We start from the raw sequence: 21,395 nt of genomic DNA, 5'->3' as shown, positions 1-21,395 counted from the left end.
GCTAAGGCCTTACTGGACGGTCAGCGCGGCTGCCTTCACGGCAGTCACGGCGGTTTGGTAATTGTTGACGAGCTGCTGGACCGAGGCCGCCGACATGTCGAGCACCGGCTTCGGATAGACGCCGAACAGGATGGTCAGCGCGATCAGCGGGAACAGCGTCACGCATTCGCGGAACGTCAGATCCTTGATCGACATCAAGGACGGCTTGACCAGCGCGCCGAACACCACCTTGCGGTAGAGCCAGAGCGCGTAGCAGGCCGACAGGATCACGCCCGTGGTGGCGAAGAACGCCGTCGGCAGCGAGATCTTGAAGGTGCCGAGCAGCGTCATGAATTCGCCGACGAAGCCGGAGGTGCCGGGCAGACCGACATTGGCCATGGTGAAGACCATGAAGGTCAGCGCATAGAGCGGCATTCGGTTGACGAGGCCGCCATAGGCAGCGATCTCGCGGGTGTGCATGCGGTCGTAGACGACGCCGACGCAGAGGAACAGCGCGCCGGAGACGATGCCGTGCGAGACCATCTGGAACATGCCGCCGGCGACGCCCTGGGTCGTCACCGCGAAGATGCCCATGGTGACGAAGCCCATATGCGCGACGGACGAATACGCGATCAGCTTCTTCATGTCCTCCTGCATCATCGCCACCAGCGAGGTGTAGATGATGGCGATGACGGACAGCGTGAACACGAACGGCGCGAAGTCGTGCGAGGCCAGCGGGAACATCGGCAGCGAGAAGCGCAGGAAGCCGTAGCCGCCCATCTTCAGCAGGATCGCGGCCAGGATCACCGAGCCCGCCGTCGGCGCCTCGACGTGCGCGTCAGGCAGCCAGGTGTGCACCGGCCACATCGGCATCTTCACCGCGAACGAGGCGAAGAACGCGATCCACGCCCAGGTCTGCATCGACCGCGGCACCGCGGTGTGCATCAGGGTCGGGATGTCGGTCGTGCCGGCGTTCCAGTACAGCGCCATGATGGCGAGCAGCATCAAGACCGAGCCGAGGAACGTATAGAGGAAGAACTTGAACGACGCGTAGACCCGGCGCGGGCCGCCCCAGACGCCGATGATCAGGAACATCGGAATCAGGCCGCCCTCGAAGAACAGGTAGAACAGCACGAGGTCGAGCGCCGAGAAGGTGCCGATCATGAGCGTTTCCAGGATCAGGAACGCCATCATGTATTCGCCGACGCGCTGCGTCACCGACCTCCAGCTCGCGATGATGCAGAGCGGCATGATCGCGGTGGTCAGGATGAGCAGCGGCAGCGAGATGCCGTCGACGCCCATGTGGTAGGTGATGCCGGTGGCGAGCCAGGACGCCTTCTCGACGAACTGGAAGTCGGTCGAGGCCGGATCGAAGCGCGCGACCAGGATCAGCGACACCGCGAAGGTGATCAGCGTGGTCCACAGCGCGATCCAGCGCGCCGTGCGGTTGGCGCTCTCGTCGCCGCCCCGCGCCAGCAGGTAGACCAGGATCGCGCCGACCGCCGGCAGGAAGGTCGTGACGGAAAGGATGGGCCAGGTTGTCATTTACTGGCCTCCCAAGCCGAACATGAACCAGGTGATCAATCCGGCAGCCCCGATCAACATCGCGAATGCGTAGTGATAGAGGTAGCCGGTCTGCAATTTCACGACATTGCGGGTGATGTCGAGCACGCGGGCCGAGACGCCGTCGGGACCGAAGCCGTCGATGATGAAACCGTCGCCCTTCTTCCACAGCGTGTAGCCGAGCCACTTGGCCGGACGCACGAAGATCCAGTCGTACAGCTCGTCGAAATACCATTTGTTGAGCAGGAACTGGTACAGCATCGGCTGCTGGCGAGCGAGTTCGACGGGCAGATACGGCCTGCGGATGTAGAACAGGTACGAGACGAACAGGCCGAGCGCCATCATCACGGTGGGCAGCGGCGCGAGCCAGCCCGGCATGTGCTCCATGTCCTCGAGGATGTGCGGGTTCATCTTGACGGATTCGCGGAAGAACTCCTCGACGCCGTGCGGACTGGCGAACACTTCCTTGAACGGCAGACCCGCCAGGATCGAGCCGGCGGCAAGCACGCCGATCGGCACCAGCATCCACACCGGGCTCTCATGCGCCGCCTCGTAGTGCTTCTGGTCGTGCGGCTCGCCGAAGAACGTCTTGAAGATCAGACGCCAGGAGTAGAACGAGGTCAGGCCGGCGGCCACGATCGTCAGCAGATAGGCATAGGTCGCGAACGGGTTGTGCGCGGCGTAGGCGGCCTCGATGATCGCGTCCTTGGAGAAGTAGCCGGCGAACAGCGGGAAGCCGGTCAGCGCCAGGGTGCCGATGCACATCACCGCGAAGGTGTACGGGATCTTGCGCCACAGGCCGCCCATGTTGCGGATGTCCTGCTCGTGATGCATCGCATAGATCACCGAGCCGGAGCCCAAGAACAGCAGCGCCTTGAAGAAGGCGTGCGTGAACAGGTGGAACATGCCAACCGAATAGGCACCTGCTCCCATCGCCACGAACATGTAGCCGAGCTGCGAACAGGTCGAATACGCGACGATGCGCTTGATGTCGTTCTGCACCAGGCCGATCGTGGCGGCGAAGAACGCCGTGGTCGCGCCGAAGAACATCACCACCGCCTGCGCGGTCGGCGACAGCTCGAACAGCGGCGACAAACGCGCCACCATGAAGACGCCTGCGGTGACCATGGTCGCGGCATGGATCAGCGCCGACACCGGGGTCGGGCCCTCCATGGCGTCCGGCAACCAGGTGTGCAGCAGGAACTGGGCCGACTTGCCCATCGCGCCCATGAACAGGAACAGGCAGGTCAGCGTCAACGCATCGACCTGATGGCCGAAGAAGTTGATCGTCTTGCCGGTCAGTCCGGGCGCGGCGTGGAAGATGGTCTCGAAATCAGTCGAGCCGACCAGCGCGAAGATCGCGAAGATACCGAGCGCGAAGCCGAAGTCGCCGACGCGGTTGACCACGAAAGCCTTGATCGCCGCGGCATTCGCGGACGGCTTCTGGTACCAGAAGCCGATCAGGAGGTAGCTCGCAAGGCCGACGCCCTCCCAGCCGAAGAACAGCTGCACGAGGTTGTCCGAGGTCACCAGCATCAGCATGGCGAAGGTGAACAGCGAGAGATAGCCGAAGAAGCGCGGCCGGTTCGGATCCTCGTCCATGTAGCCGATGGAGTAGAGGTGGACCAGCGCAGACACGGTGTTGACGACGACCAGCATCACGGCCGTCAGGGTGTCGATCCGCAGCGACCATGCGACCTGCAGATCGCCCGAGGTGATCCAGGGCAGCAGCACGACGCGGGCGTCATGATGCATGAAGCCGACATCGACCAGCGCGAACCAGGACAGCGCCGCGGACACGAACAGCAGGCCCGTGGTGATCAGCTCTGCCAGTCGCGATCCCGCCGCCGGCGGCTCGGACACGTGATGATCGTCATGACCGTGATCGTCATGGCCCGCCGAGGCGTGAGCGTCGCCATGCGCGTCGTCGTGATGATCGACGGTGTCGCCGCTCGGGCAGCGCGCGTGCGCGCCGGTCAGCGAGATAATCCCCGCCAGAATGGCGCCCAGCAGAGGCAGAAATACGATTGCCTGGTACATCGGCGCGTTAGCCCTTCATCAGATTGACGTCTTCAACCGCGATCGAACCGCGGTTGCGGAAATACACCACCAGCACGGCGAGGCCGATCGCGGCCTCGGCCGCGGCCACTGTCAGCACCAGCAGCGCGAACACCTGGCCGACGATGTCGCCGAGGAAGGTCGAGAACGCCACCAGGTTGATGTTGACCGAGAGCAGGATGAGCTCGATCGACATCAGGATGACGATGATGTTCTTGCGGTTGAGGAAGATGCCGAGGATCCCGAGCGTGAACAGGATCGCGGCGACCGCCAGATAGTGCCCTAGCCCGATCGTCATTTCACCCACTCCGCCGCATCGGCATCCTGCAGGCCCTGCCCCGACGCCACCTTGCGCATCGCCATCGCCATTTCCGGCGTGCGCGCGTTCTGCACGTTGATGTTCTGCCGCTTGACGTTGGCCTTGTGGCGCAGCGTCAGCACGATGGCGCCGATCATCGCGACCAGGAGCACCATGCCGGCGAGCTGGAAGTAATGGATGTACTTCGTGTAGAGCACGAGGCCGAGCGCCTCGGTGTTGCTCACATTGGTCGGGATCGCCGCCGTAATCGTCTTGGTCACGGCCGGGTTGATCACCCAGGCACCGACGACAAGCAGCAGCTCGAACATGAAGATGCCGCCGATCACGATGCCGATCGGGAGATACTGGATGAAGCCCTCGCGCAACTCGACGAAGTCGACGTCGAGCATCATGATCACGAACAGGAACAGCACCGCGACGGCGCCGACATAGACCACGATCAGCATCATCCCGAGGAACTCGGCGCCCATCAGGATGAACAACCCGGCCGCGTTGACGAAGGCCAGGATCAGGAACAGCACGGAGTGCACGGGATTGCGCGAGACAATCACCATGACCGCCGAGGCCACGCAGGCCGCGGCAAACAGATAAAAGAACAGCGCCGGAAGGATCATGCCCTCACCTCAACGGTACGGCGCGTCGAGCGCGATCGACTTCGCAATCTCGCGCTCCCAGCGGTCGCCATTGGCGAGCAGCTTCGCCTTGTCATAGTAGAGCTCCTCGCGGGTCTCGGTCGCGAATTCGAAATTCGGCCCCTCGACGATGGCGTCCACCGGGCATGCCTCCTGGCACAGGCCGCAATAGATGCACTTCACCATGTCGATGTCGTAACGCACCGTGCGGCGGGTGCCGTCGTTGCGGCGCGGGCCGGCCTCGATCGTGATCGCCTGCGCCGGGCAGATCGCCTCGCACAGCTTGCAGGCGATACAGCGTTCCTCGCCGTTCGGATAGCGGCGCAGCGCATGCTCGCCACGGAAGCGGGGCGAGATCGGGCCCTTCTCGAAGGGATAGTTCAGCGTCGGCTTCGGCTTGAAGAAATAACGCATGGCGAGGACGAACGCCGAGACGAATTCCGAGAGCAGAAGCGAGCGGGCTGTTGCGTTGACATTGACACTCATGACGGCCTCACTTCGGCGCGATGCCGGCGAACTGCAGCACGCCGGCCACGATCACCACCATCGCCAGCGACAACGGCAGGAACACCTTCCAGCCGAGCCGCATCAGTTGATCGTAGCGGTAGCGCGGCACGATCGCCTTCGCCATCGCGAACATGAAGAACATGAAGAACACCTTCAGGGCGAACCAGACGATGCCCGGAATCCAGGTGAACGGCGGCAGATTGACCGGCGGCAGCCAGCCGCCCAAAAACAGGATCGACGCCAGCGCGCACATCGTGGTGATCGCGACATACTCGCCGAGCATGAACAGGAGATACGGGGTCGAGCCGTATTCGGTCATGAAGCCGGCGACCAGCTCGGATTCCGCTTCGACCAGGTCGAACGGCGGACGGTTGGTTTCCGCCAGCGCCGAGACGTAGAATACCACGAACATCGGGAACAGCGGCCACACATACCAGTTCAGGATGGTGAGCTGCGGCAGGCCGATCAGGTGCGCGAGCCCGCGGGTGTTCTGGGCCTCGACCACCGCCGACAGGTTCAGCGAGCCGACGCAGAGCAGCACGGTGATGATGACGAAGCCGATCGAGACTTCATAGGACACCATCTGCGCCGCGGAGCGCAGCGCCGCCAGGAACGGGTACTTCGAATTCGACGACCAGCCGGCCATGATGATGCCGTAGATCGACAGCGACGAGATCGCGAAGATATAGAGAATGCCGACATTGATGTCGGAGATCACCCAGCCGAGATTGAACGGGATCACGGCCCAGGCGGCCAGTGCCAGGATGCACGACACCAGCGGCGCCAGCAGGAACACGCCCTTGTTGGAGCCGGACGGAATCACCGGCTCCTTCAGCACGAACTTCAGCAGGTCGGCAAAGGATTGCAGCAATCCGAACGGCCCGACCACGTTGGGGCCGCGGCGGATCTGCACCGCCGCCCAGATCTTGCGGTCGGCGAGCAGGATGTAAGCGATCGCGATCAGGAGCACGACGAGCAGCAACAGGCTTTCCGCGACCATGATGATCAGCGGCCAGAGGAAGCCGGTCCAGAACGAGCTTGCGAAGAAATCAGCCATCAGGTCACGCTCACTCCGCTGCCGTCAGCATTCGGCCCGACGCCAGCCGCGAGCATTCCGCCATCACGGCAGAGGCCCGCGCGATCGGGTTGGTCAGATAGAAATCCTCGACCGTCGGCTTGAACGCCGCCTTGTCGACGCTACCGCCCTTGCCCGCCAGCGCCTTGACGTCATCAGCCTTGCCGGCCTCGATCTGGTCGAACCGCATCAGATGCGGGTAGGTGTTGAACATCGCCTGGCGCAGCGCCTGTAGCGAGTCGAACGGCAGCTTCTTGCCGAGCACGTCGGACAGCGCGCGGATGATCGCCCAGTCCTCGCGGGCTTCGCCCGGCGGGAACGCGGCGCGGTTGGCGATCTGCGCCCGGCCCTCGGTGTTGACGTAGATGCCGGACTTCTCGGTGTAGGCCGCACCCGGCAGGATGACGTCGGCGCGGTGCGCGCCCTGGTCGCCATGGGTGCCGATATAGACCACGAAGGTGCCGTCCGGCGCCTTGATCTCGTCGGCGCCGAGCAGGAACAGCACGTCCAGTGTTCCGAAGGTCGTCATCTGCGCCGTGGTCAGGCCGCCGGCCGCGGGCGAGAAGCCGATATCGAGCGCACCGGCGCGCGAGGCGGTATCCTGCAACACGGCAAAGCCGTTCCAGCGGTCCTTCAGCGCGCCGACATCGGCGGCGAGCTTGGCTGCCTGTGCCAGCACCGCCGCGCCGTCGTGCCTGGTGTAGGCGCCGGGGCCGACCAGGATGATGGGGTGCTGCGCGTTCTTCAACACGTCGGCAAAGGAGTGCTTGCCCGCCGCGAGATCGGCGAGCGTGTCGGTCCCTGCGCCGAGATACTCATGATCATAGGTGAAATCGGACTTGGCGCCGATCATGCCGACCTTGAGGCCGCCGGTGCGCCAGCGCTTGCGGATCCGCGCGTTCAGCACCGCAGCTTCCTTGCGCGGATGCGAGCCGATGATCAGGATCGCATCCGCCTGGTCGATGCCGGCAATGGTCGGGTTGAAGATGTAGGAGCCGCGGCCCGCCTTGGCGTCGAAGGCGTCGCCGCCCTGCACCGCCAGATTGACCGAGCCGAACTTCGCCAGCAGCTCCTTCAGCGCATACATTTCATCGACCGCGGCGAGATCGCCGGCGATGGCGCCGATCCGCTTGCCGTCGCTGCGGCCGGCCTTGGCGGCAATGGCGGCGAAGGCTTCCTGCCAGGTCGCAGGCTTGAGCTGGCCGTTCTCGCGCACATAGGGACGATCGAGGCGCTGCGTGCGCAGGCCGTCGACGACGTGGCGGGTCTTGTCGGAAATCCACTCCTCGTTCACAGCCTCGTTGATGCGCGGCAGGATGCGCATCACCTCGCGGCCGCGGGTGTCGACGCGGATCGCCGAGCCGACGCCGTCCATGACGTCGACCGACTGCGTCTTGCCGAGCTCCCACGGACGCGCCGCGAAAGCATAGGGCTTCGAGGTCAGCGCGCCGACCGGGCAGATGTCGACGAGATTGCCCTGCAGCTCCGAGCTCAGTGCGTGCTCGAGATAGGTGGTGATCTCCATGTCTTCGCCGCGACCGGTCGCGCCCATTTCCGGCGCGCCGCAGACTTCGGCGGAGAAGCGGACGCAGCGCGTGCACTGGATGCAGCGGTTCATCGAGGTCTTGACCAGCGCGCCGAGATACTTGTCCTCGACCGCGCGCTTGTTCTCGGCGAAACGGCTGGTGTCGACGCCGTAGCCCATCGCCTGGTCCTGCAAGTCACACTCGCCGCCCTGGTCGCAGATCGGGCAGTCCAGCGGATGGTTGATCAGCAGGAACTCCATCACGCCTTCGCGCGCCTTCTTGACCATCGGCGAACGGGTGGAGATCTCCGGCGGCTCGCCCTTCGGGCCCGGACGGCAGTCGCGCACGGCCCAGGCGCAGCTGGCGACCGGCTTCGGGCCGCCCTTCACCTCGACCAGGCACATCCGGCAATTGCCGGCGATCGACAGCCGCTCGTGATAGCAGAAGCGCGGAATCTCGGCGCCGGCCGCCTCGCACGCCTGCAACAGCGTGTACTCAGCCGGCACATCGATCTCTTTGCCATCGACGATGATCTTGCTCATGTGTCTTCTCTACTCCGCCGCGACCATGTGGACGGGATCACGAACGCCCTGATCGTCGAGATCGGCCTTGTGCGAATACTGATCGATGCGCTCTTCGATCTCGTGACGGAAATGCGCAATCAGACCCTGGATCGGCCACGCCGCCGCGTCGCCGAGCGCGCAGATCGTGTGTCCCTCGACCTGCTTGGTGACCTCAAGCAGCATGTCGATCTCGCGCTTGTGGGCGCGGCCGTCGGCCATGCGGGTCAGCACGCGCCACATCCAGCCGGTGCCCTCGCGGCACGGCGTGCACTGGCCGCAGCTCTCGTGCTTGTAGAAATAGGAGATGCGCGCGATCGCCCGGATCAGGTCGGTCGACTTGTCCATCACGATCACGGCCGCGGTGCCGAGGCCCGAGCGCAACTTGCTCAGGCTGTCGAAGTCCATCGGCGTGTCGATGATCTGATCGGCCGGCACCATGCGCACCGACGAGCCGCCGGGGATGACCGCCTTCAGATTGTCCCAACCGCCGCGAATGCCGCCGCAATGCTTCTCGATCAGCTCGCGGAACGGAATCCCCATCGCCTCTTCGACGTTGCAGGGACGCTCGACATGGCCGGAGATGCAGAACAGCTTGGTGCCGACATTGTTCGGCCGGCCGATGCCGGCGAACCAGGCGGCGCCACGGCGCAGGATGTCGGGCGCGACCGCAATCGACTCGACGTTGTTGACAGTGGTCGGGCAGCCATAGAGGCCGACATTGGCCGGGAACGGCGGCTTCAGCCGCGGCTGGCCCTTCTTGCCCTCGAGGCTCTCGAGCAGCGCGGTTTCCTCGCCGCAGATATAGGCGCCGGCGCCGTGCGCGACATAGATGTCGAACGGCCAGCCGTTGATGTTGTCCTTGCCGACCAGCTTCGCCTCATAGGCCTGGTCGATCGCCGCCTGGAGCCGCTCGCGCTCGCGGATGAATTCGCCGCGGATATAGACGTAGCAGGCATGCGCGCCCATCGCGAAGCTCGCGAGCAGGCAGCCCTCGACCAGAAGATGCGGATCGTGCCGCATGATCTCGCGGTCCTTGCAGGTGCCGGGCTCCGACTCGTCCGCATTGACGACGAGATAGCTCGGACGGCCGTCCTTGGATTCCTTGGGCATGAAGGACCACTTCATGCCGGTCGGGAAGCCGGCGCCGCCACGGCCGCGCAGGCCCGACGCCTTCATCTCGTTGATGATCCAGTCGCGGCCCTTGTCGATAATCCCCTTGGTGCCATCCCAGGCGCCCCTGCGGCGCGCGCCCTCGAGGCCCCAATCATGGAGGCCATAGAGGTTCTTGAAGATGCGGTCCTTGTCGTCGAGCATGCTCAAAACTTTCCGAACATCACCGATTGGCTTGGGAGTAAGCGAGCCCGGCAGCGCAGCCGCCGAACACGATGGCCCACAACAGGCTGGATTCCAGCGTGGCGCTGAGGCCGTAACGTTGCAGCAGGAACATGAAGCCGCCCGCGACGGCGGTATGCAGCGCGATCGTGCGCCAGGCCTTCATCGCTGCGCCCCTCCCCATTCCGCTTGCCTGCACTTGGGAGCCCCGCATCAGGTGGTTTCCTTCAGCGTCGTCGGCCCGCCTGCGGGCGCCGAGAACTGACGGTCGGTCTGCGGGCCCGGCTTCGGCGGATTGCCGGCGGCAAAACCATCGAGCACCTTGCCGAAGCTTTCCTTGGTCAGGTCCTCATAGGTGTCCTTCCAGATCAGCACCATCGGCGCGTTCACGCAGGCACCGAGGCACTCGACCTCTTCCCAGGAGAAGTTGCCGTCCTTGGACAGCTGGAAGGGATCGTGATGGATGCGATGCTGACAGACCTCGATCAGGTCGGCAGCGCCGCGCAACCGGCACGGCGTGGTGCCGCACACCTGAACATGCGCCTTCTTGCCGACCGGCGAGAGCTGGAACATGGTGTAGAAGGTCGCGATCTCCAGCATGCGGATATGCGGCATCTCGAGCAGGTCGGCGACGGCGCGGATCGCCGCTTCCGAGACCCAGCCGTCATGCTGCTCCTGCACGCGCCACAGGATCGCGATCGCAGCCGAGGCCTGACGGCCCGGCGGATACTTCTCGATCTGCTTCTTGGCCCAGGCGAGATTCTCGTCCGTGAACGTGAAGCTCGCGGGCTGCAATTCCTTCGGGGCAAGGCGGCGGACGGACATCGATCAAACTCTCAATTAGCGCGCGGTGCGGATGCGGACATCATCACCGGTCGACCTCGCCGAACACGATGTCCAGCGAGCCAAGGATGGCGGAAACGTCGGCCAGGAGATGGCCCTTGCAGATGTGATCCATCGCCTGCAGATGGGCGAAGCCCGGCGCGCGGATCTTGCACTTGTAGGGCTTGTTGCTGCCGTCAGCGACGAGATAGACGCCGAACTCTCCCTTGGGCGCCTCGACCGCGGCGTAGACTTCGCCGGCCGGCACGTGGACGCCTTCGGTGTAGAGCTTGAAGTGATGGATCAGCGCTTCCATCGAGCGCTTCATGTCGCCACGGCGCGGCGGCGCGATCTTGTTGTCCTCGACCACGACCGGGCCCTGCCCGTCCGCCGCCTTCAGCTTCTGGATGCACTGCTTCATGATGCGCACCGACTGGCGCATCTCTTCCATGCGGATCAGGTAGCGGTCGTAGCAGTCGCCGTTCTTGCCGATCGGAATATCGAAATCCATCTCGGCGTAGCACTCGTAGGGCTGCGACTTGCGCAGGTCCCAGGCCGCGCCCGAGCCGCGCACCATCACGCCGGAGAAGCCCCACTCCCAGGCTTCCTTCAGCGGCACCACGCCGATGTCGACGTTGCGCTGCTTGAAGATGCGGTTGCCCGTCAACAGCGTATCCAGGTCGTCGACGACCTTGAGGAACGGATCGCACCACGTCTCGATATCGTCGATCAGCTTCGGCGGCAGGTCCTGGTGCACGCCGCCGACGCGGAAGAACGCCGCGTGCATGCGCGAGCCCGAGGCGCGCTCGTAGAACACCATCAGCTTCTCGCGCTCTTCGAAGCCCCACAGCGGCGGGGTCAGCGCGCCGACGTCCATGGCCTGCGTGGTGACGTTGAGCAGATGCGACAGGATGCGGCCGATCTCGCAATAGAGCACGCGGATCAACTGGCCGCGGCGCGGCACCGTGATGCCGAGCAGCTTTTCCGCCGCGAGGCAGAACGCATGCTCCTGGTTCATTGGCGCGACGTAGTCGAGCCGATCGAAATACGGAATCGCCTGCAGATAGGTCTTGTGCTCGATCAGCTTCTCGGTGCCGCGGTGAAGCAGGCCGATATGCGGATCGACGCGCTCGACGACTTCGCCGTCGAGCTCCAGCACGAGGCGCAACACGCCGTGCGCCGCCGGATGCTGCGGACCGAAATTGATGGTGAAGTTGCGAAGATTCTGCGGTTGCTCGTTCATGATGCACCTCCCGCTGCTAGGCGAATGGCGAATAGCGAATGGCGAATGGCGAGCGTCATTTCGTGGACTTGTCCTGCAAAGAGCGTATCAGCGCACGGAGCATTTTGCCCAAGCTTTCGCAGTGCGCGAGAACCGGTTGCGTGTTCTGCGAGAGTGATATTCCTACCCGCTCCGCCAATAACGCATGGGTTTCCAGTTCCTTCAGCGAGCCCTGCGCGATGCGGAGGGACTGCACAAAGCTGCCGGTATTCTCGCGCCCATGTCCTTCCGCGACGTTGGCAGGAATCGATGCCGCTGCTCGCCTGATTTGTGAGGTCAAACCAAACAGTTCGTCGCGCGGAAATTGTCGAGTCAGTCGATAGCAGGACTCCGCCAAGGTCATGGCGTCCTGCCATACCCTTAGGTCCCTGTACGAATTGATCGACGGCTCGCTCAATCATGATCCCTATTCGCCACTCACTATTCGCTATTCGCTCACTTCGCCTTCTCGTCACCGGGAAGCGGATAGTCCGCGCCTTCCCAGGGCGAAAGGAAATCGAACTTGCGGAATTCCTGGTTGAGCCGGACCGGCTCGTACAGCACCCGCTTCTCCTGGTCGTCGTAGCGAACCTCGACGAAGCCGGTGAGCGGGAAGTCCTTGCGCAGCGGATGGCCGTCGAAGCCGTAGTCGGTCAGCAGGCGGCGCATGTCGGGGTGGCCGATGAAGATCACGCCATAGAGGTCGTAGGTCTCGCGCTCGAACCAGTCGGCGCCCGGGAAGACGCCGATGATCGACGGCACCTGCGTGGTCTCGTCGGCCTGGCCGCGCACGCGGATGCGGGTGTTCAGCGTCGGCGACAGCAGATGATAGACGACGTCGAAGCGCTTCTCGCGGCTCGGATAGTCGACCGCGGTCGCGTCGGTGAAGTTGACGAAGCGGCAGTTCGGATCGTCACGCAGAAAAGTGACGACGTCCACGATTCTGCCAATCTCGACGTCGATAGTGAGTTGATTGAACGCGACCGAGTGCGCCGTGGCGGCGCCCGGAAGCGCGCTCACGATCGTCTGCCCAAGGGCGTCGAGCTTGCCGTCGTCCATGCCTGAAACCTTAGCGTTCGATAGTGCCGATACGGCGGATCTTCTTCTGCAGCAGCAGCACGCCGTAGAGCAGCGCCTCCGCCGTGGGCGGACAGCCCGGCACGTAGATGTCGATCGGCACGATGCGGTCGCAACCGCGAACCACCGAATACGAGTAGTGGTAGTAGCCGCCGCCATTGGCGCAGGAGCCCATCGAGATGACGTAGCGCGGCTCCGGCATCTGGTCGTAGACCTTGCGCAGCGCGGGCGCCATCTTGTTGGTCAGGGTGCCCGCGACGATCATCACGTCGGACTGCCGCGGCGAGGCGCGCGGCGCAAAGCCGAAGCGCTCGACGTCGTAGCGCGGCATCGAGACCTGCATCATCTCGACCGCGCAGCAGGCGAGACCGAAGGTCATCCACATCAGGGAGCCGGTGCGCGCCCAGGTGATGAGGTCATCGGCGGCCGCGACGAAGAAGCCCTTGTCGGACAGCTCGTGATTGACCTCGAGGAAAAACGGATCATTGGCGCCGACCGGCTTGCCGGTCGACGGATCGAGGATGCCCCTCGGTGCCTGCGCGATCGCCGGCTGCGAGGTTGCGGCGGTGGGGCTCAATCCCATTCGAGCGCGCCTTTCTTCCATTCATACGCGAACCCGACCGTCAGCACGGCCAGGAACACCATCATCGACCAGAAGCCGGTCGCACCCAGCTTTCCGAACGCCACGGCCCAGGGGAACAGGAACGCCACCTCGAGATCGAAGATGATGAAGAGGATCGCCACCAGATAGAAGCGGACGTCGAACTTCATACGGGCGTCGTCGAAAGCGTTGAATCCGCATTCATAGGCAGACAGCTTTTCCGGATCGGGCGACTGGAACGCGACCAGGAACGGCGCGATCAGTAGCGCCAGACCGATCAGGCTCGCGACTCCGATAAAGACCACAAGTGGGAGGTAATTCTGCAGGATGCCGGTCATCGGCGAGGCCTTCTTGCTGCGGTTTCGGACGTGCCGCAGATTCGTTGATTGGAATTGTTCTTGAGGCTTTAGCGCAGCGCAACAGGGGGCGCAAGACAAGCTATTTTGACGCTTTTACCGTCCCTTCCCGCGGCTCTTGGCCTCATCGGGCGGATGCGCGTGCCTCAACGACCAACGCTGTGGCGGCCATACCGTGCCCTGCGCCGTCCCCATATCAGCCCAGCTCCCGCTCGGTGGCGAGCATCTCGGCGGCCGTTGCGGTCAGTCGGTCGATGTGCCCAAGCAGCAATTCAAGTTCCTGTGGATCAAGCTGTTCCAGCAGGCGCCGGTTTCGCTCCTGCGCGCCGGCCACGATGGCGTCGTGGGCGGCAAGGCCGGCCTTGGTCAGGGAGATCAGTGTCTCCCGGTTGTCGCGCGGGTTGGCCGCCTTCGACACCAGCTTGCGCGCCACGAGCTCGGCGAGCGCGCGGCTGATCTGCCCCTTGTCCATGCCGACGGCTTCGGCCAGCCGCACCACGCTCATCGGCGGCCGCCGGCCGAGCGAGACGACCAGGCCGAACTCGACCGAGGACAGGCCGGTCAGGCGCTTGTAGCGCAGCATCGCACCGCGCCTGAGCAGGTTGGCCAGTACCATCAGCCGCGACGACATCATCGCGGTGACCGGCGCCAATTCAGCGTCGGCAACCACCACCGGCGGCAAGGCCCTCTCTCTCCTGAGCGTCTCGGTCATCGCCAACCTCTGCCAACAAAGCCGGTCGCTGCCAAGCTAGACGAGATCGTTGACATTGTCATCGATATCCCGTTGACTTTATCAACGATGGAATGGCCGCGGGCGTCAGACCGGCGGCGGGAGGAAACATAGATGACCATCACCCAGCGGGACCGCGACCTCGGCACGGCCTATGCGATGAAGCCGTCCATCACCCGGACCGAGCTCACCTCGGTGGTCCGCGGCACGCCGATGGGCGAGCTGTTGCGCCGCTACTGGCACCCGATCGGCCTCGTCGGCGACGCCACCGATATCCCCAGAAAAGTCCGTGCGCTCGGTGAGGACCTGATCCTGTTCCGCGACAGGCATGGCCGGGTCGGCCTGCTGCACGCGCGCTGCTGCCATCGCGGCACCACACTCTATTACGGCAAGGTCGAGGAAGACGGCATCCGCTGCTGCTATCACGGTTGGAAGTTCGACACCGAAGGCCACTGCCTCGAACAACCCTGCGAGCCCGAGGGCGGCCTGTTCAAGGACAAGGTGCGCCAGCCCTGGTATCCGGTGCAGGAACGCTACGGCCTGATCTTCGCCTATATGGGCCCGGCCGAGAAAAAGCCGGTGCTGCCGCGCTACGAGTGCCTGGAGACCATGGACGACGGTGAGTTCGTCGAGGCCGACGATTCCTCAATCGGCGGCGGCGGCCCTGCGGTAATCCCCTGCAATTGGCTACAGCATTTCGAGAACGTCGCCGACCCCTACCACGTGCCGGTGCTGCACGGCTCGTTCTCCGGGCCGCAGTTCACCAACATGATGGCCTCGATGCCGGAGGTGAAGTTCGAGATGTCGCCGCGCGGCGTCGCGGTGCGCTCGATCCGTCGGCAGGACGACGGCAAGGTGTTCTATCGCGTCACCGAGGCCGCGCTCCCCACGCTTCGCGTCGTGCCCAATCCGCGGGTCGCGCAATTCGCCCGCGTCGAATCGATCGGCTGGACCTTGCCGATCGACGACACCTCGTTCCGCATCTATGTCGCCGGCCGGGTCAAGAATGCAGGCGATATCGGCCGCATGCGCTCGAAGTTCAACGGCAAGTTCTGGTGGGACATGACGGAGCAAGAGCACCAGCAATTCCCCGGCGACTACGAGGCGCAGGTCGGCCAGGGGCCGGTGACGATCCATTCGGAAGAGCATTTCGGCCAGAGCGACCGCGGCATCCTGATGATCCGCCGGATGCTCGGCGACCAGCTCGAGGCCATGGCCGCCGGCCGGGACCCGATCGGCGTGTCGTTTGACACGGACGCCGGGCCGGTCGAATTCGAAGCAGGGAATTACATCCGCGAGGCCTGAGCCCGCGCCCAAGCAAACAAGAAAAGACAATCGGGGGAAGGAAGTCATGGTCGATGTCGCACCGCAGGCGGCTGTGCCAACGCAAGCCGCAGCCGCGCCGTCAGCTCGCCGCTACTACGTCCTCGCCTTGCTCACGATCATCTACGCCCTCAACTTCCTCGACCGCACGATCTTCAACGTGCTGATCGAGCCGATCAAGAAGGAGTTCGCACTCAGCGACACCACGATGGGCCTGCTGGCCGGGTTCGGCTTCGTGCTGTTCTATTCGCTGCTCGGCATTCCCATTGCGCGGATGGCCGATCGTCTCAACCGTCGCAACATCGTAGCATTCGCCTTCGCGTTCTGGAGCGCGATGACGTATCTCTGCGGCCTCGCCTCCAGCGTCACCACGCTGGCACTGGCGCGGGTCGGTGTCGGCATCGGGGAGTCCGCAGGCACGCCGGCCTCGCAATCGATGATCGCCGATCTCTTCGACAAGAACGAACGTCCGCGCGCGCTCGGCATCTACGCGATCGGCACCTATCTCGGCGTCTTCCTCGGCTATTTCATCGGCGGCTATGTCAACCAGCACTACGGCTGGCGGATGGCGTTCTTCACCGCAGGCCTCCCCGGCATCGCGCTCGCCGCCATCCTGTGGCTGACGATCTCCGAGCCGAAGCGCGGCGCGATGGCCGAGACCTTCAAGGCCGAGCCGATCGGGCCGACGCTGGGTTTCCTGGCATCGCAGCCGAGCTTCGTCATCGTGCTGATCGGCTTCTGTCTCACGACCTACACCAACTACGCCACCGCGGTGTGGATCCCGCCGTTCCTGGCGCGCATCCATCACCTCACCAGCGCCGAGATCGGCACCTATGCCGGCACCTTCAAGGGTATCGCCGGCATGGCGGGCACGCTGATCGGTGGCCTCGTGGTGGCGCAGATCAGCCGCCGCGACGACCGCTGGAAGCTGTGGGTGCCGGCGATCATGTCCGGCCTCGCCGGCCCGGTGTTCGCGCTGTGCATGCTGACGCCGAGCTTCACGCTGATGGTCGCCACGCTGGCGCTGACCTCGTTCATGGTCGGCTTCCATCTCGGCCCGATCTTCGCGATGGCCCAGACCGTGGCAAAGCCCAGCATGCGCGCGCTGGCCTCGGCGCTCGTGCTGCTGACCGCCACCTGCTTCGGCCAGGGCGTCGGTCCCCTCGCCGTCGGCATGATCAACGACGCCCTGAAGGGCGTCTACGGCGCCGATGCAGTTCGCTACTCGCTGCTGTCGGCAGCGGTGACCACGACGCTCGGCGCGCTGCTATTCGTCTGGGCGGCGCGATGGATCCGGACGGACATCGCGCGCGCCAGCTAGCTGTCCAAGAAGGCCAGCAGGTCGGCCATCAGGCGCGCGCTGTGCGTCAGCGGCAACGCATGCGGCGCGCCTTCATAGACGGCGAGCCTGCTTCCGCTGATCAGCTTTGCTGTCTTCGCGCCGGTGAGTTCCAGTGGCGCGCTGGCATCCTTGTCGCCATGCACGATCAGCGTCGGGCGATCGATTGCCCTCGCGGCGGCACGCAGATCGGCAAAGGAGATGGTCTTGCGGCAGGCCAGCGCCACCGGCAGCGGCACGCTCAGCATCATCTCCCTGATCCAGGCCCGTGTGGCCTCTGATGTGTCGGGCATGAAGAACGGCGCCTCGTTGTCGCCCATCCATTTCGGGAAGTCCTGCGCGATCGCGGCATTCTGCGCTTCGACCATCGCTCGCGGCACCGCGTCCGGATTGTCCTCGGACTGGACCAGGTACGGCGTGGTCGGCGCCACCAGCACCAGCCGCGCGATCCGGTCCGCGCCGTGACGCGCCAGATAGTTCACCGCCTCGATCGATCCCATCGAATGCGCGACGATCGTGACGTCGCGCAGATCGCGCTGCTCGATCACGGCAGCGACGTCATCGGTCAGTGTGTCGAGGTCGTATCCCGCCGTCGGCATGTCGGAACGGCCATGGCCGCGCCGGTCGGGCGCGACGCAGCGATAGCCCTTGGCGTTGAGCGCCACGATCTGGCTGCCCCAGACGCTGGAATTGAACGTCCAGGCCGCGAGCAGCAGCACCGGTCTACCCGAGCCCCAATCCTGGACGAACAGTTTCGTGCCATCCTTGGCGGACGCATGAAGCGGTTGGCTAGCCATGATCTTTCTCCCTTTGCGGATCGATCGGCGCCATCGCCGCCGATACACCGACCATCGCAGAGGGAGTTCGCTCGCGCGATTACGCTTCAGGTAATCACGCGCGTGACGTCAGCTGTCCGAAGCGGAAACGATCTCACCACTGATACCGCACCACGCCCTTGCCGGCGTAGCTTGAGGTAACGTTGGAGAACTCGCCTTCGAACGTCGCCGCCGCCGACCAGCCGTTTCGCCATTTCATCTCGACCGATGCCGTGGTCAGCGCGGAGTCGCTCGCCTGCGCCGCGCCGTTGACGACGAAGCTGGTGCCGGGCAGCGCCTGGAAGGTCGCGGCAGCCACGCGGTTGGGATTGTAGTCGTGAGCCCAGGCGAAACGCGTGCGCAGTGTCAGCGTGCCGTCCTGCACCGCGAACGACTTGTCGGTGCGCAGGCCGAGCTCGCTGCGCGGGTCGGTCACGCTCTTGCCGGCATAATTCAGCGCAAAGGTCGATAGACCCGAGATCATCCGCTCGGCATAGGCCGGTAGTTCGAAACTCGTGAACTGGCCCGCGGCATAGGGCGTGATGCCGACGCCGCCGGTCCACGGCGCCACGAACCGATAGCCGCCTTCCAGCCTGCCGGAATAGGCGTTGGCATCGAACTCGGCGCGGAGCTTGTCGATGCCGGCAGCCGTCACGGTGCGGTCGGTGGTGATGTCCTGCCAGCCATAAGCGAGCGCGGCAGAAACATACGCCGGCCCTGCGGTGTGACGAACATAGACGCCGGCCTGGAAGAGATCGGATCGGCCGCTGCCGCTGTTCACCACGGAGAAATTGGTGCCGCCGCCCGCGATCGCAAAGCCCGCAACGGTGTTCGGCGAGAAAAGATAGTCGGCGCCGACCGCGGTGCCATAGATGCTGCTGGTGGTGTCGTTCGACCCGACAACGGCATTGCCGCTGGTCGATTGCGAACCGCCGAAGCCTGCGGCCCACACGCTCCAGCGCGGCACAAACGGGACCGGTGGCGCCTTGGTGAACATCGCGAACGCGTCGGTCTTCTTTGTTGCGGCATAGGCGCTCGCCTCGCCCTCCTCCGCATAGCCCGGCGCGCCCGGTATCGCCCCCGCTCCGCCGCTGCGGTTCATGAAGGGATCCGTGAGCAGTCCCATGAACAGGTTCATGGCATCGAACGTCGTCTGCTGCGAGCCGGTCGCGAGTTCGCCGGAAGCCTGCGTCAGGCCGGCCGGAGCGAGCGTGCCGAACGCCGTCTGAATGCCGCCGGTCGTGTTGAAATAGTTGACCAGCGTGTTCGCGACGTTCTGCTGGTTGATGGACAGGCCCGCGCCGAAATTGGGCGGTGGCGCGAAGCCGAGCGTGAGATTGAGATAGGCGTGGGTGGCGTCGTAGCTCAGCGTGTCGCTGAAATTCTGTGGCAGGTTTGTATTAGCGATGTTGGACGCAAAGGTGCCTGATATTCCGCCCGCCGCAGTCAGGATGGTGTACTGCCTGGAGATGTAGCTGCCGTTGGCGAACACTGCATTGACGGTCGCGCCGCCAAGTGTTGCGTTCGCATTGAGACTGGTCGATGACGCAGCGGTCGGCGTCACGTGCACCTGATAGATCGCGCCGGATTGGAAGGCGAGACTGCCGCCGATCGTCAGTGTGCCGGTCGGGTCTGCAGCACTGCCGGGCGCGAGCGTACCGCCGCTCATGATGGTCGTGGGTGCCGCAATGACGAAGCCGCCCCTCAAGGCGCCGCCGGCGCTGGCGCCTGACAATGTCGGCGTGACGCCGCTGTGGAAAAAGACGACGGGCTCGGAACCAACGGTGCCGGTGCCGCTCAAGGTGCCACCGGAATTGACAGTCACCTTCAACGAGTTGGCGATCGAGCCGTCCACCTCCAGCGTACCACCGTTGACGGTGGTCGAGCCGGTGTAGGTATTGAAGCCCGTCAGGATCTCCTTGCCGCCGGTGATCGCCACGCCGCCGCCCGCGCCACCGTCCCGAATGATGCCGGCAAAGGTTCCGTTGGCATTGGCGAAGGTCAGCGTATTGGCGCCGAGATTCACGGCGCCGAAGATGCTGGTCCCGGAAAGACTGTTGATCGAGACGCCGCCACCCGCGCGCGATATGTCGAAGACGCCGTCGTTGATCACGGCCTTCGAGGACGCGATGCTGCCGCCGCTTGTGAGGTCGAGCTGGCCGCCGCCGTTGATCGTGGTCAGGCCGGTATAGGTGTTGACGCCGCCGAAAATCGCCAGGCCGCCAAGGGCGATCGTCACATTGCCGCCGGTGCCGCCAACAATGCCGCCGTCCTGGATGACGCCGGTGTAGGGGCCCGCATGGCTGGTAATGGTCAGCGTCTTGGCGCCGAGCGAAACGACGCTCTGGCCGACCGGATCATTCAGACCCGCAACGCTGGCGCCGCTGTTGGTCTGCGAAATATCGAATGCGCCGACGCCGGCGCCCGAAGAAAATGCGATATAGGCCGAGTTGGCGATCGAGCCGTTGCCCTTGAGCGCCAGCGTCGCGCCAGCATCGATCTGGGTGGCACTGCTATAGCCATTGACACCAGACAGAGTCTGCGTGCCGCCAGCGACTTCCAAGCCGCCCGAGCCATTAATCGCGCCGGAAAATTCCGTCGCACCGCCGGTAATCACCAGCGCCTTGCTGCCGAGCGCGACGGATCCGCTGCCCGCCAGTGTCGTGATCGCGCTGAACAAGAACGACGAAGCCGAAACATCGAATGTGCCATTGACCGTCACGGCGCTCGAACTCGCGATGCTGCCGAAAGTCGACAGCGCCAGCGTTGCGCCGGAATTGATGATCGTCGCGCCGGAATAGCTTGCCGCCCCCGTCAGGGTCAGCGCACCGCCGCTGCCGGAGTTCGCAACCGTCACACCGCCTGTGCCGGTAAGCGCTGTCGCGAGCGTCACGGCATTGCCGTTATAGTCGAACGTGGCGCCGCCGGAGCCGATCGCGTTCAGCCGCCCGGAGATGTCGGCAGTGTTGCCGCTCGCCCATTGCAACCCACCGCCGTTGAGCGTGATGTTGCCTGAACCGAAATTGCTCGCTGCGTTGAAGTTGATCAGGCCGCCGCTCACGGTCGTGCCGCCCGAATAGGTGTTTGCGGCGGTCAGCGTCAGCGTACCGAGCCCCGTCTTGGACAGGCTCCAGCTGCCGGCATTGACGCCGGTGCCGCCGCTGCCGGTCTGGTCGGCGATGACATCGGAGACGGTCTGGTTCTGCCCCGCAGCGGGATTGAAGGTCAGCGTCCCGTTGCCTTGCAGGAACATGCCCGCGCCGAGCGCGGAGCCGTTGCCGGCACCGACGCCGCCGAGCCCGCCGCTGACGCTGCTGCCGTTGACGGTGAAAGCACCGGCAACAACGAGGTTCCCGCCACCCTGGACGAACACCGCGCCGCCCGCGCCGAGTCCGCCGCCGGCGCACCTTGCCTCGACCTGCCGAAGTGTCACCGACTCATAGAACGAGGTGGCGTAGGCACGGCAAATCTTTTCCTTGTCGGCGTCCCTAGCAGGCTGGCTGCGCAACAATTCCCA

Annotated in this window: 20 protein-coding genes; 2 read left to right on the top strand and 18 right to left on the bottom strand. The window is 64.5% G+C overall.

Annotated elements, in window-relative coordinates:
• Nucleotides 1-9: 9 nt before the first annotated feature.
• The 16 genes from FNJ47_RS12660 to FNJ47_RS12585 all read right to left on the bottom strand — a co-directional run bounded on the left by FNJ47_RS12660 (nucleotide 10) and on the right by FNJ47_RS12585 (nucleotide 14,383).
• A complete protein-coding gene (locus tag FNJ47_RS12660) occupies nucleotides 10-1,524 on the bottom strand; it encodes an NADH-quinone oxidoreductase subunit M (protein ID WP_163153456.1) in 1,515 nt (504 codons plus the stop codon).
• Entirely contained in the window at nucleotides 1,525-3,582 is a 2,058-nt protein-coding gene (gene nuoL, locus FNJ47_RS12655) for an NADH-quinone oxidoreductase subunit L (RefSeq protein WP_163153454.1), read from the bottom strand. It lies immediately after the preceding gene.
• Nucleotides 3,583-3,589: 7 nt separating this feature from the next.
• Nucleotides 3,590-3,898 (bottom strand): NADH-quinone oxidoreductase subunit NuoK, encoded by a 309-nt coding sequence (nuoK, locus tag FNJ47_RS12650; RefSeq protein WP_016841823.1) that lies wholly within the window; start codon nucleotides 3,896-3,898, stop codon nucleotides 3,590-3,592.
• Nucleotides 3,895-4,533: an NADH-quinone oxidoreductase subunit J gene (locus FNJ47_RS12645; protein WP_163153452.1), complete on the bottom strand. Its 639-nt coding sequence runs from the start codon at nucleotides 4,531-4,533 to the stop codon at nucleotides 3,895-3,897. The genes nuoK and FNJ47_RS12645 overlap by 4 nt, the downstream gene beginning before the upstream one ends.
• A 9-nt stretch (nucleotides 4,534-4,542) precedes the next feature.
• On the bottom strand, nucleotides 4,543-5,037 hold the full coding sequence (gene nuoI, locus FNJ47_RS12640; RefSeq protein WP_097673576.1) for an NADH-quinone oxidoreductase subunit NuoI: 495 nt from the start codon (nucleotides 5,035-5,037) through the stop codon (nucleotides 4,543-4,545).
• Between the two features lie 7 nt (nucleotides 5,038-5,044).
• The gene (nuoH, locus tag FNJ47_RS12635; RefSeq protein WP_163153450.1) at nucleotides 5,045-6,115 is read right to left on the bottom strand and encodes an NADH-quinone oxidoreductase subunit NuoH; all 1,071 of its coding nucleotides are present in this window, start codon (nucleotides 6,113-6,115) and stop codon (nucleotides 5,045-5,047) included.
• A gap of 10 nt (nucleotides 6,116-6,125) precedes the next feature.
• Nucleotides 6,126-8,201, bottom strand: a complete 2,076-nt coding sequence (nuoG, locus tag FNJ47_RS12630; protein ID WP_163153448.1) for an NADH-quinone oxidoreductase subunit NuoG — start codon at nucleotides 8,199-8,201, stop codon at nucleotides 6,126-6,128.
• A gap of 9 nt (nucleotides 8,202-8,210) precedes the next feature.
• Nucleotides 8,211-9,536 (bottom strand): NADH-quinone oxidoreductase subunit NuoF, encoded by a 1,326-nt coding sequence (nuoF, locus tag FNJ47_RS12625; protein WP_163153446.1) that lies wholly within the window; start codon nucleotides 9,534-9,536, stop codon nucleotides 8,211-8,213.
• Nucleotides 9,537-9,555: 19 nt separating this feature from the next.
• Entirely contained in the window at nucleotides 9,556-9,768 is a 213-nt protein-coding gene (locus tag FNJ47_RS12620; RefSeq protein ID WP_163153443.1) for a hypothetical protein, read from the bottom strand.
• Nucleotides 9,768-10,379, bottom strand: a complete 612-nt coding sequence (gene nuoE, locus FNJ47_RS12615) for an NADH-quinone oxidoreductase subunit NuoE (RefSeq protein WP_163153441.1) — start codon at nucleotides 10,377-10,379, stop codon at nucleotides 9,768-9,770. Before nuoE ends, FNJ47_RS12620 begins: the two co-directional genes overlap by 1 nt.
• A 43-nt stretch (nucleotides 10,380-10,422) precedes the next feature.
• Nucleotides 10,423-11,619 (bottom strand): NADH-quinone oxidoreductase subunit D, encoded by a 1,197-nt coding sequence (locus tag FNJ47_RS12610; RefSeq protein WP_163153439.1) that lies wholly within the window; start codon nucleotides 11,617-11,619, stop codon nucleotides 10,423-10,425.
• Between the two features lie 55 nt (nucleotides 11,620-11,674).
• A complete protein-coding gene (locus FNJ47_RS12605; protein WP_163153437.1) occupies nucleotides 11,675-12,055 on the bottom strand; it encodes a four helix bundle protein in 381 nt (126 codons plus the stop codon).
• Nucleotides 12,056-12,093: 38 nt separating this feature from the next.
• Nucleotides 12,094-12,696: an NADH-quinone oxidoreductase subunit C gene (locus tag FNJ47_RS12600; RefSeq protein ID WP_163153435.1), complete on the bottom strand. Its 603-nt coding sequence runs from the start codon at nucleotides 12,694-12,696 to the stop codon at nucleotides 12,094-12,096.
• 10 nt (nucleotides 12,697-12,706) lie between these two features.
• Complete coding sequence (locus FNJ47_RS12595; RefSeq protein ID WP_163153433.1) at nucleotides 12,707-13,297, bottom strand: NuoB/complex I 20 kDa subunit family protein; 591 nt, start codon at nucleotides 13,295-13,297, stop codon at nucleotides 12,707-12,709.
• On the bottom strand, nucleotides 13,288-13,653 hold the full coding sequence (locus FNJ47_RS12590; protein ID WP_018271860.1) for an NADH-quinone oxidoreductase subunit A: 366 nt from the start codon (nucleotides 13,651-13,653) through the stop codon (nucleotides 13,288-13,290). Before FNJ47_RS12590 ends, FNJ47_RS12595 begins: the two co-directional genes overlap by 10 nt.
• Nucleotides 13,654-13,867: 214 nt before the next feature.
• Nucleotides 13,868-14,383, bottom strand: coding sequence for a MarR family winged helix-turn-helix transcriptional regulator (locus FNJ47_RS12585; protein WP_163153432.1), 516 nt, complete (start codon nucleotides 14,381-14,383; stop codon nucleotides 13,868-13,870).
• A 132-nt stretch (nucleotides 14,384-14,515) separates the two neighbouring features.
• Between FNJ47_RS12585 and FNJ47_RS12580 the strand changes: the two genes are divergently transcribed.
• Together FNJ47_RS12580 and FNJ47_RS12575 are read left to right on the top strand one after the other, a co-directional pair.
• On the top strand, nucleotides 14,516-15,706 hold the full coding sequence (locus FNJ47_RS12580) for an aromatic ring-hydroxylating dioxygenase subunit alpha (protein WP_163153430.1): 1,191 nt from the start codon (nucleotides 14,516-14,518) through the stop codon (nucleotides 15,704-15,706).
• Between the two features lie 46 nt (nucleotides 15,707-15,752).
• On the top strand, nucleotides 15,753-17,045 hold the full coding sequence (locus FNJ47_RS12575; protein WP_163153428.1) for a spinster family MFS transporter: 1,293 nt from the start codon (nucleotides 15,753-15,755) through the stop codon (nucleotides 17,043-17,045).
• Here FNJ47_RS12575 and FNJ47_RS12570 read toward each other — a convergent pair.
• Together FNJ47_RS12570 and FNJ47_RS12565 are read right to left on the bottom strand one after the other, a co-directional pair.
• Entirely contained in the window at nucleotides 17,042-17,860 is an 819-nt protein-coding gene (locus tag FNJ47_RS12570) for an alpha/beta fold hydrolase (RefSeq protein ID WP_163153426.1), read from the bottom strand. The two genes, FNJ47_RS12575 and FNJ47_RS12570, sit on opposite strands and share 4 nt — an antisense overlap.
• Before the next feature lie 133 nt (nucleotides 17,861-17,993).
• On the bottom strand, nucleotides 17,994-21,395 hold a 3,402-nt coding region (locus FNJ47_RS12565), incomplete at its 5' end, for an autotransporter outer membrane beta-barrel domain-containing protein (RefSeq protein ID WP_163153424.1).

Source organism: Bradyrhizobium uaiense (assembly GCF_010811875.1).
GTDB classification, from domain to species: Bacteria; Pseudomonadota; Alphaproteobacteria; order Rhizobiales; family Xanthobacteraceae; genus Bradyrhizobium; species Bradyrhizobium uaiense.
Note: the sequence above shows the minus strand (reverse complement) of the source record. Positions and strands in the feature narration are given on the sequence as shown.

Excerpts from the sequence above, each read along its gene's own strand:
- FNJ47_RS12660 (WP_163153456.1), bottom strand. The coding sequence starts at position 1,524 with ATGACAACCTGGCCCATCCTTTCCGTCACGACCTTCCTGCCGGCGGTC.
- nuoL (WP_163153454.1), bottom strand. The coding sequence starts at position 3,582 with ATGTACCAGGCAATCGTATTTCTGCCTCTGCTGGGCGCCATTCTGGCG.
- nuoK (WP_016841823.1), bottom strand. The coding sequence starts at position 3,898 with ATGACGATCGGGCTAGGGCACTATCTGGCGGTCGCCGCGATCCTGTTC.
- FNJ47_RS12645 (WP_163153452.1), bottom strand. The coding sequence starts at position 4,533 with ATGATCCTTCCGGCGCTGTTCTTTTATCTGTTTGCCGCGGCCTGCGTG.
- nuoI (WP_097673576.1), bottom strand. The coding sequence starts at position 5,037 with ATGAGTGTCAATGTCAACGCAACAGCCCGCTCGCTTCTGCTCTCGGAA.
- nuoH (WP_163153450.1), bottom strand. The coding sequence starts at position 6,115 with ATGGCTGATTTCTTCGCAAGCTCGTTCTGGACCGGCTTCCTCTGGCCG.
- nuoG (WP_163153448.1), bottom strand. The coding sequence starts at position 8,201 with ATGAGCAAGATCATCGTCGATGGCAAAGAGATCGATGTGCCGGCTGAG.
- nuoF (WP_163153446.1), bottom strand. The coding sequence starts at position 9,536 with ATGCTCGACGACAAGGACCGCATCTTCAAGAACCTCTATGGCCTCCAT.
- FNJ47_RS12620 (WP_163153443.1), bottom strand. The coding sequence starts at position 9,768 with ATGCGGGGCTCCCAAGTGCAGGCAAGCGGAATGGGGAGGGGCGCAGCG.
- nuoE (WP_163153441.1), bottom strand. The coding sequence starts at position 10,379 with ATGTCCGTCCGCCGCCTTGCCCCGAAGGAATTGCAGCCCGCGAGCTTC.
- FNJ47_RS12610 (WP_163153439.1), bottom strand. The coding sequence starts at position 11,619 with ATGAACGAGCAACCGCAGAATCTTCGCAACTTCACCATCAATTTCGGT.
- FNJ47_RS12600 (WP_163153435.1), bottom strand. The coding sequence starts at position 12,696 with ATGGACGACGGCAAGCTCGACGCCCTTGGGCAGACGATCGTGAGCGCG.
- FNJ47_RS12595 (WP_163153433.1), bottom strand. The coding sequence starts at position 13,297 with ATGGGATTGAGCCCCACCGCCGCAACCTCGCAGCCGGCGATCGCGCAG.
- FNJ47_RS12590 (WP_018271860.1), bottom strand. The coding sequence starts at position 13,653 with ATGACCGGCATCCTGCAGAATTACCTCCCACTTGTGGTCTTTATCGGA.
- FNJ47_RS12585 (WP_163153432.1), bottom strand. The coding sequence starts at position 14,383 with ATGACCGAGACGCTCAGGAGAGAGAGGGCCTTGCCGCCGGTGGTGGTT.
- FNJ47_RS12580 (WP_163153430.1), top strand. The coding sequence starts at position 14,516 with ATGACCATCACCCAGCGGGACCGCGACCTCGGCACGGCCTATGCGATG.
- FNJ47_RS12575 (WP_163153428.1), top strand. The coding sequence starts at position 15,753 with ATGGTCGATGTCGCACCGCAGGCGGCTGTGCCAACGCAAGCCGCAGCC.
- FNJ47_RS12570 (WP_163153426.1), bottom strand. The coding sequence starts at position 17,860 with ATGGCTAGCCAACCGCTTCATGCGTCCGCCAAGGATGGCACGAAACTG.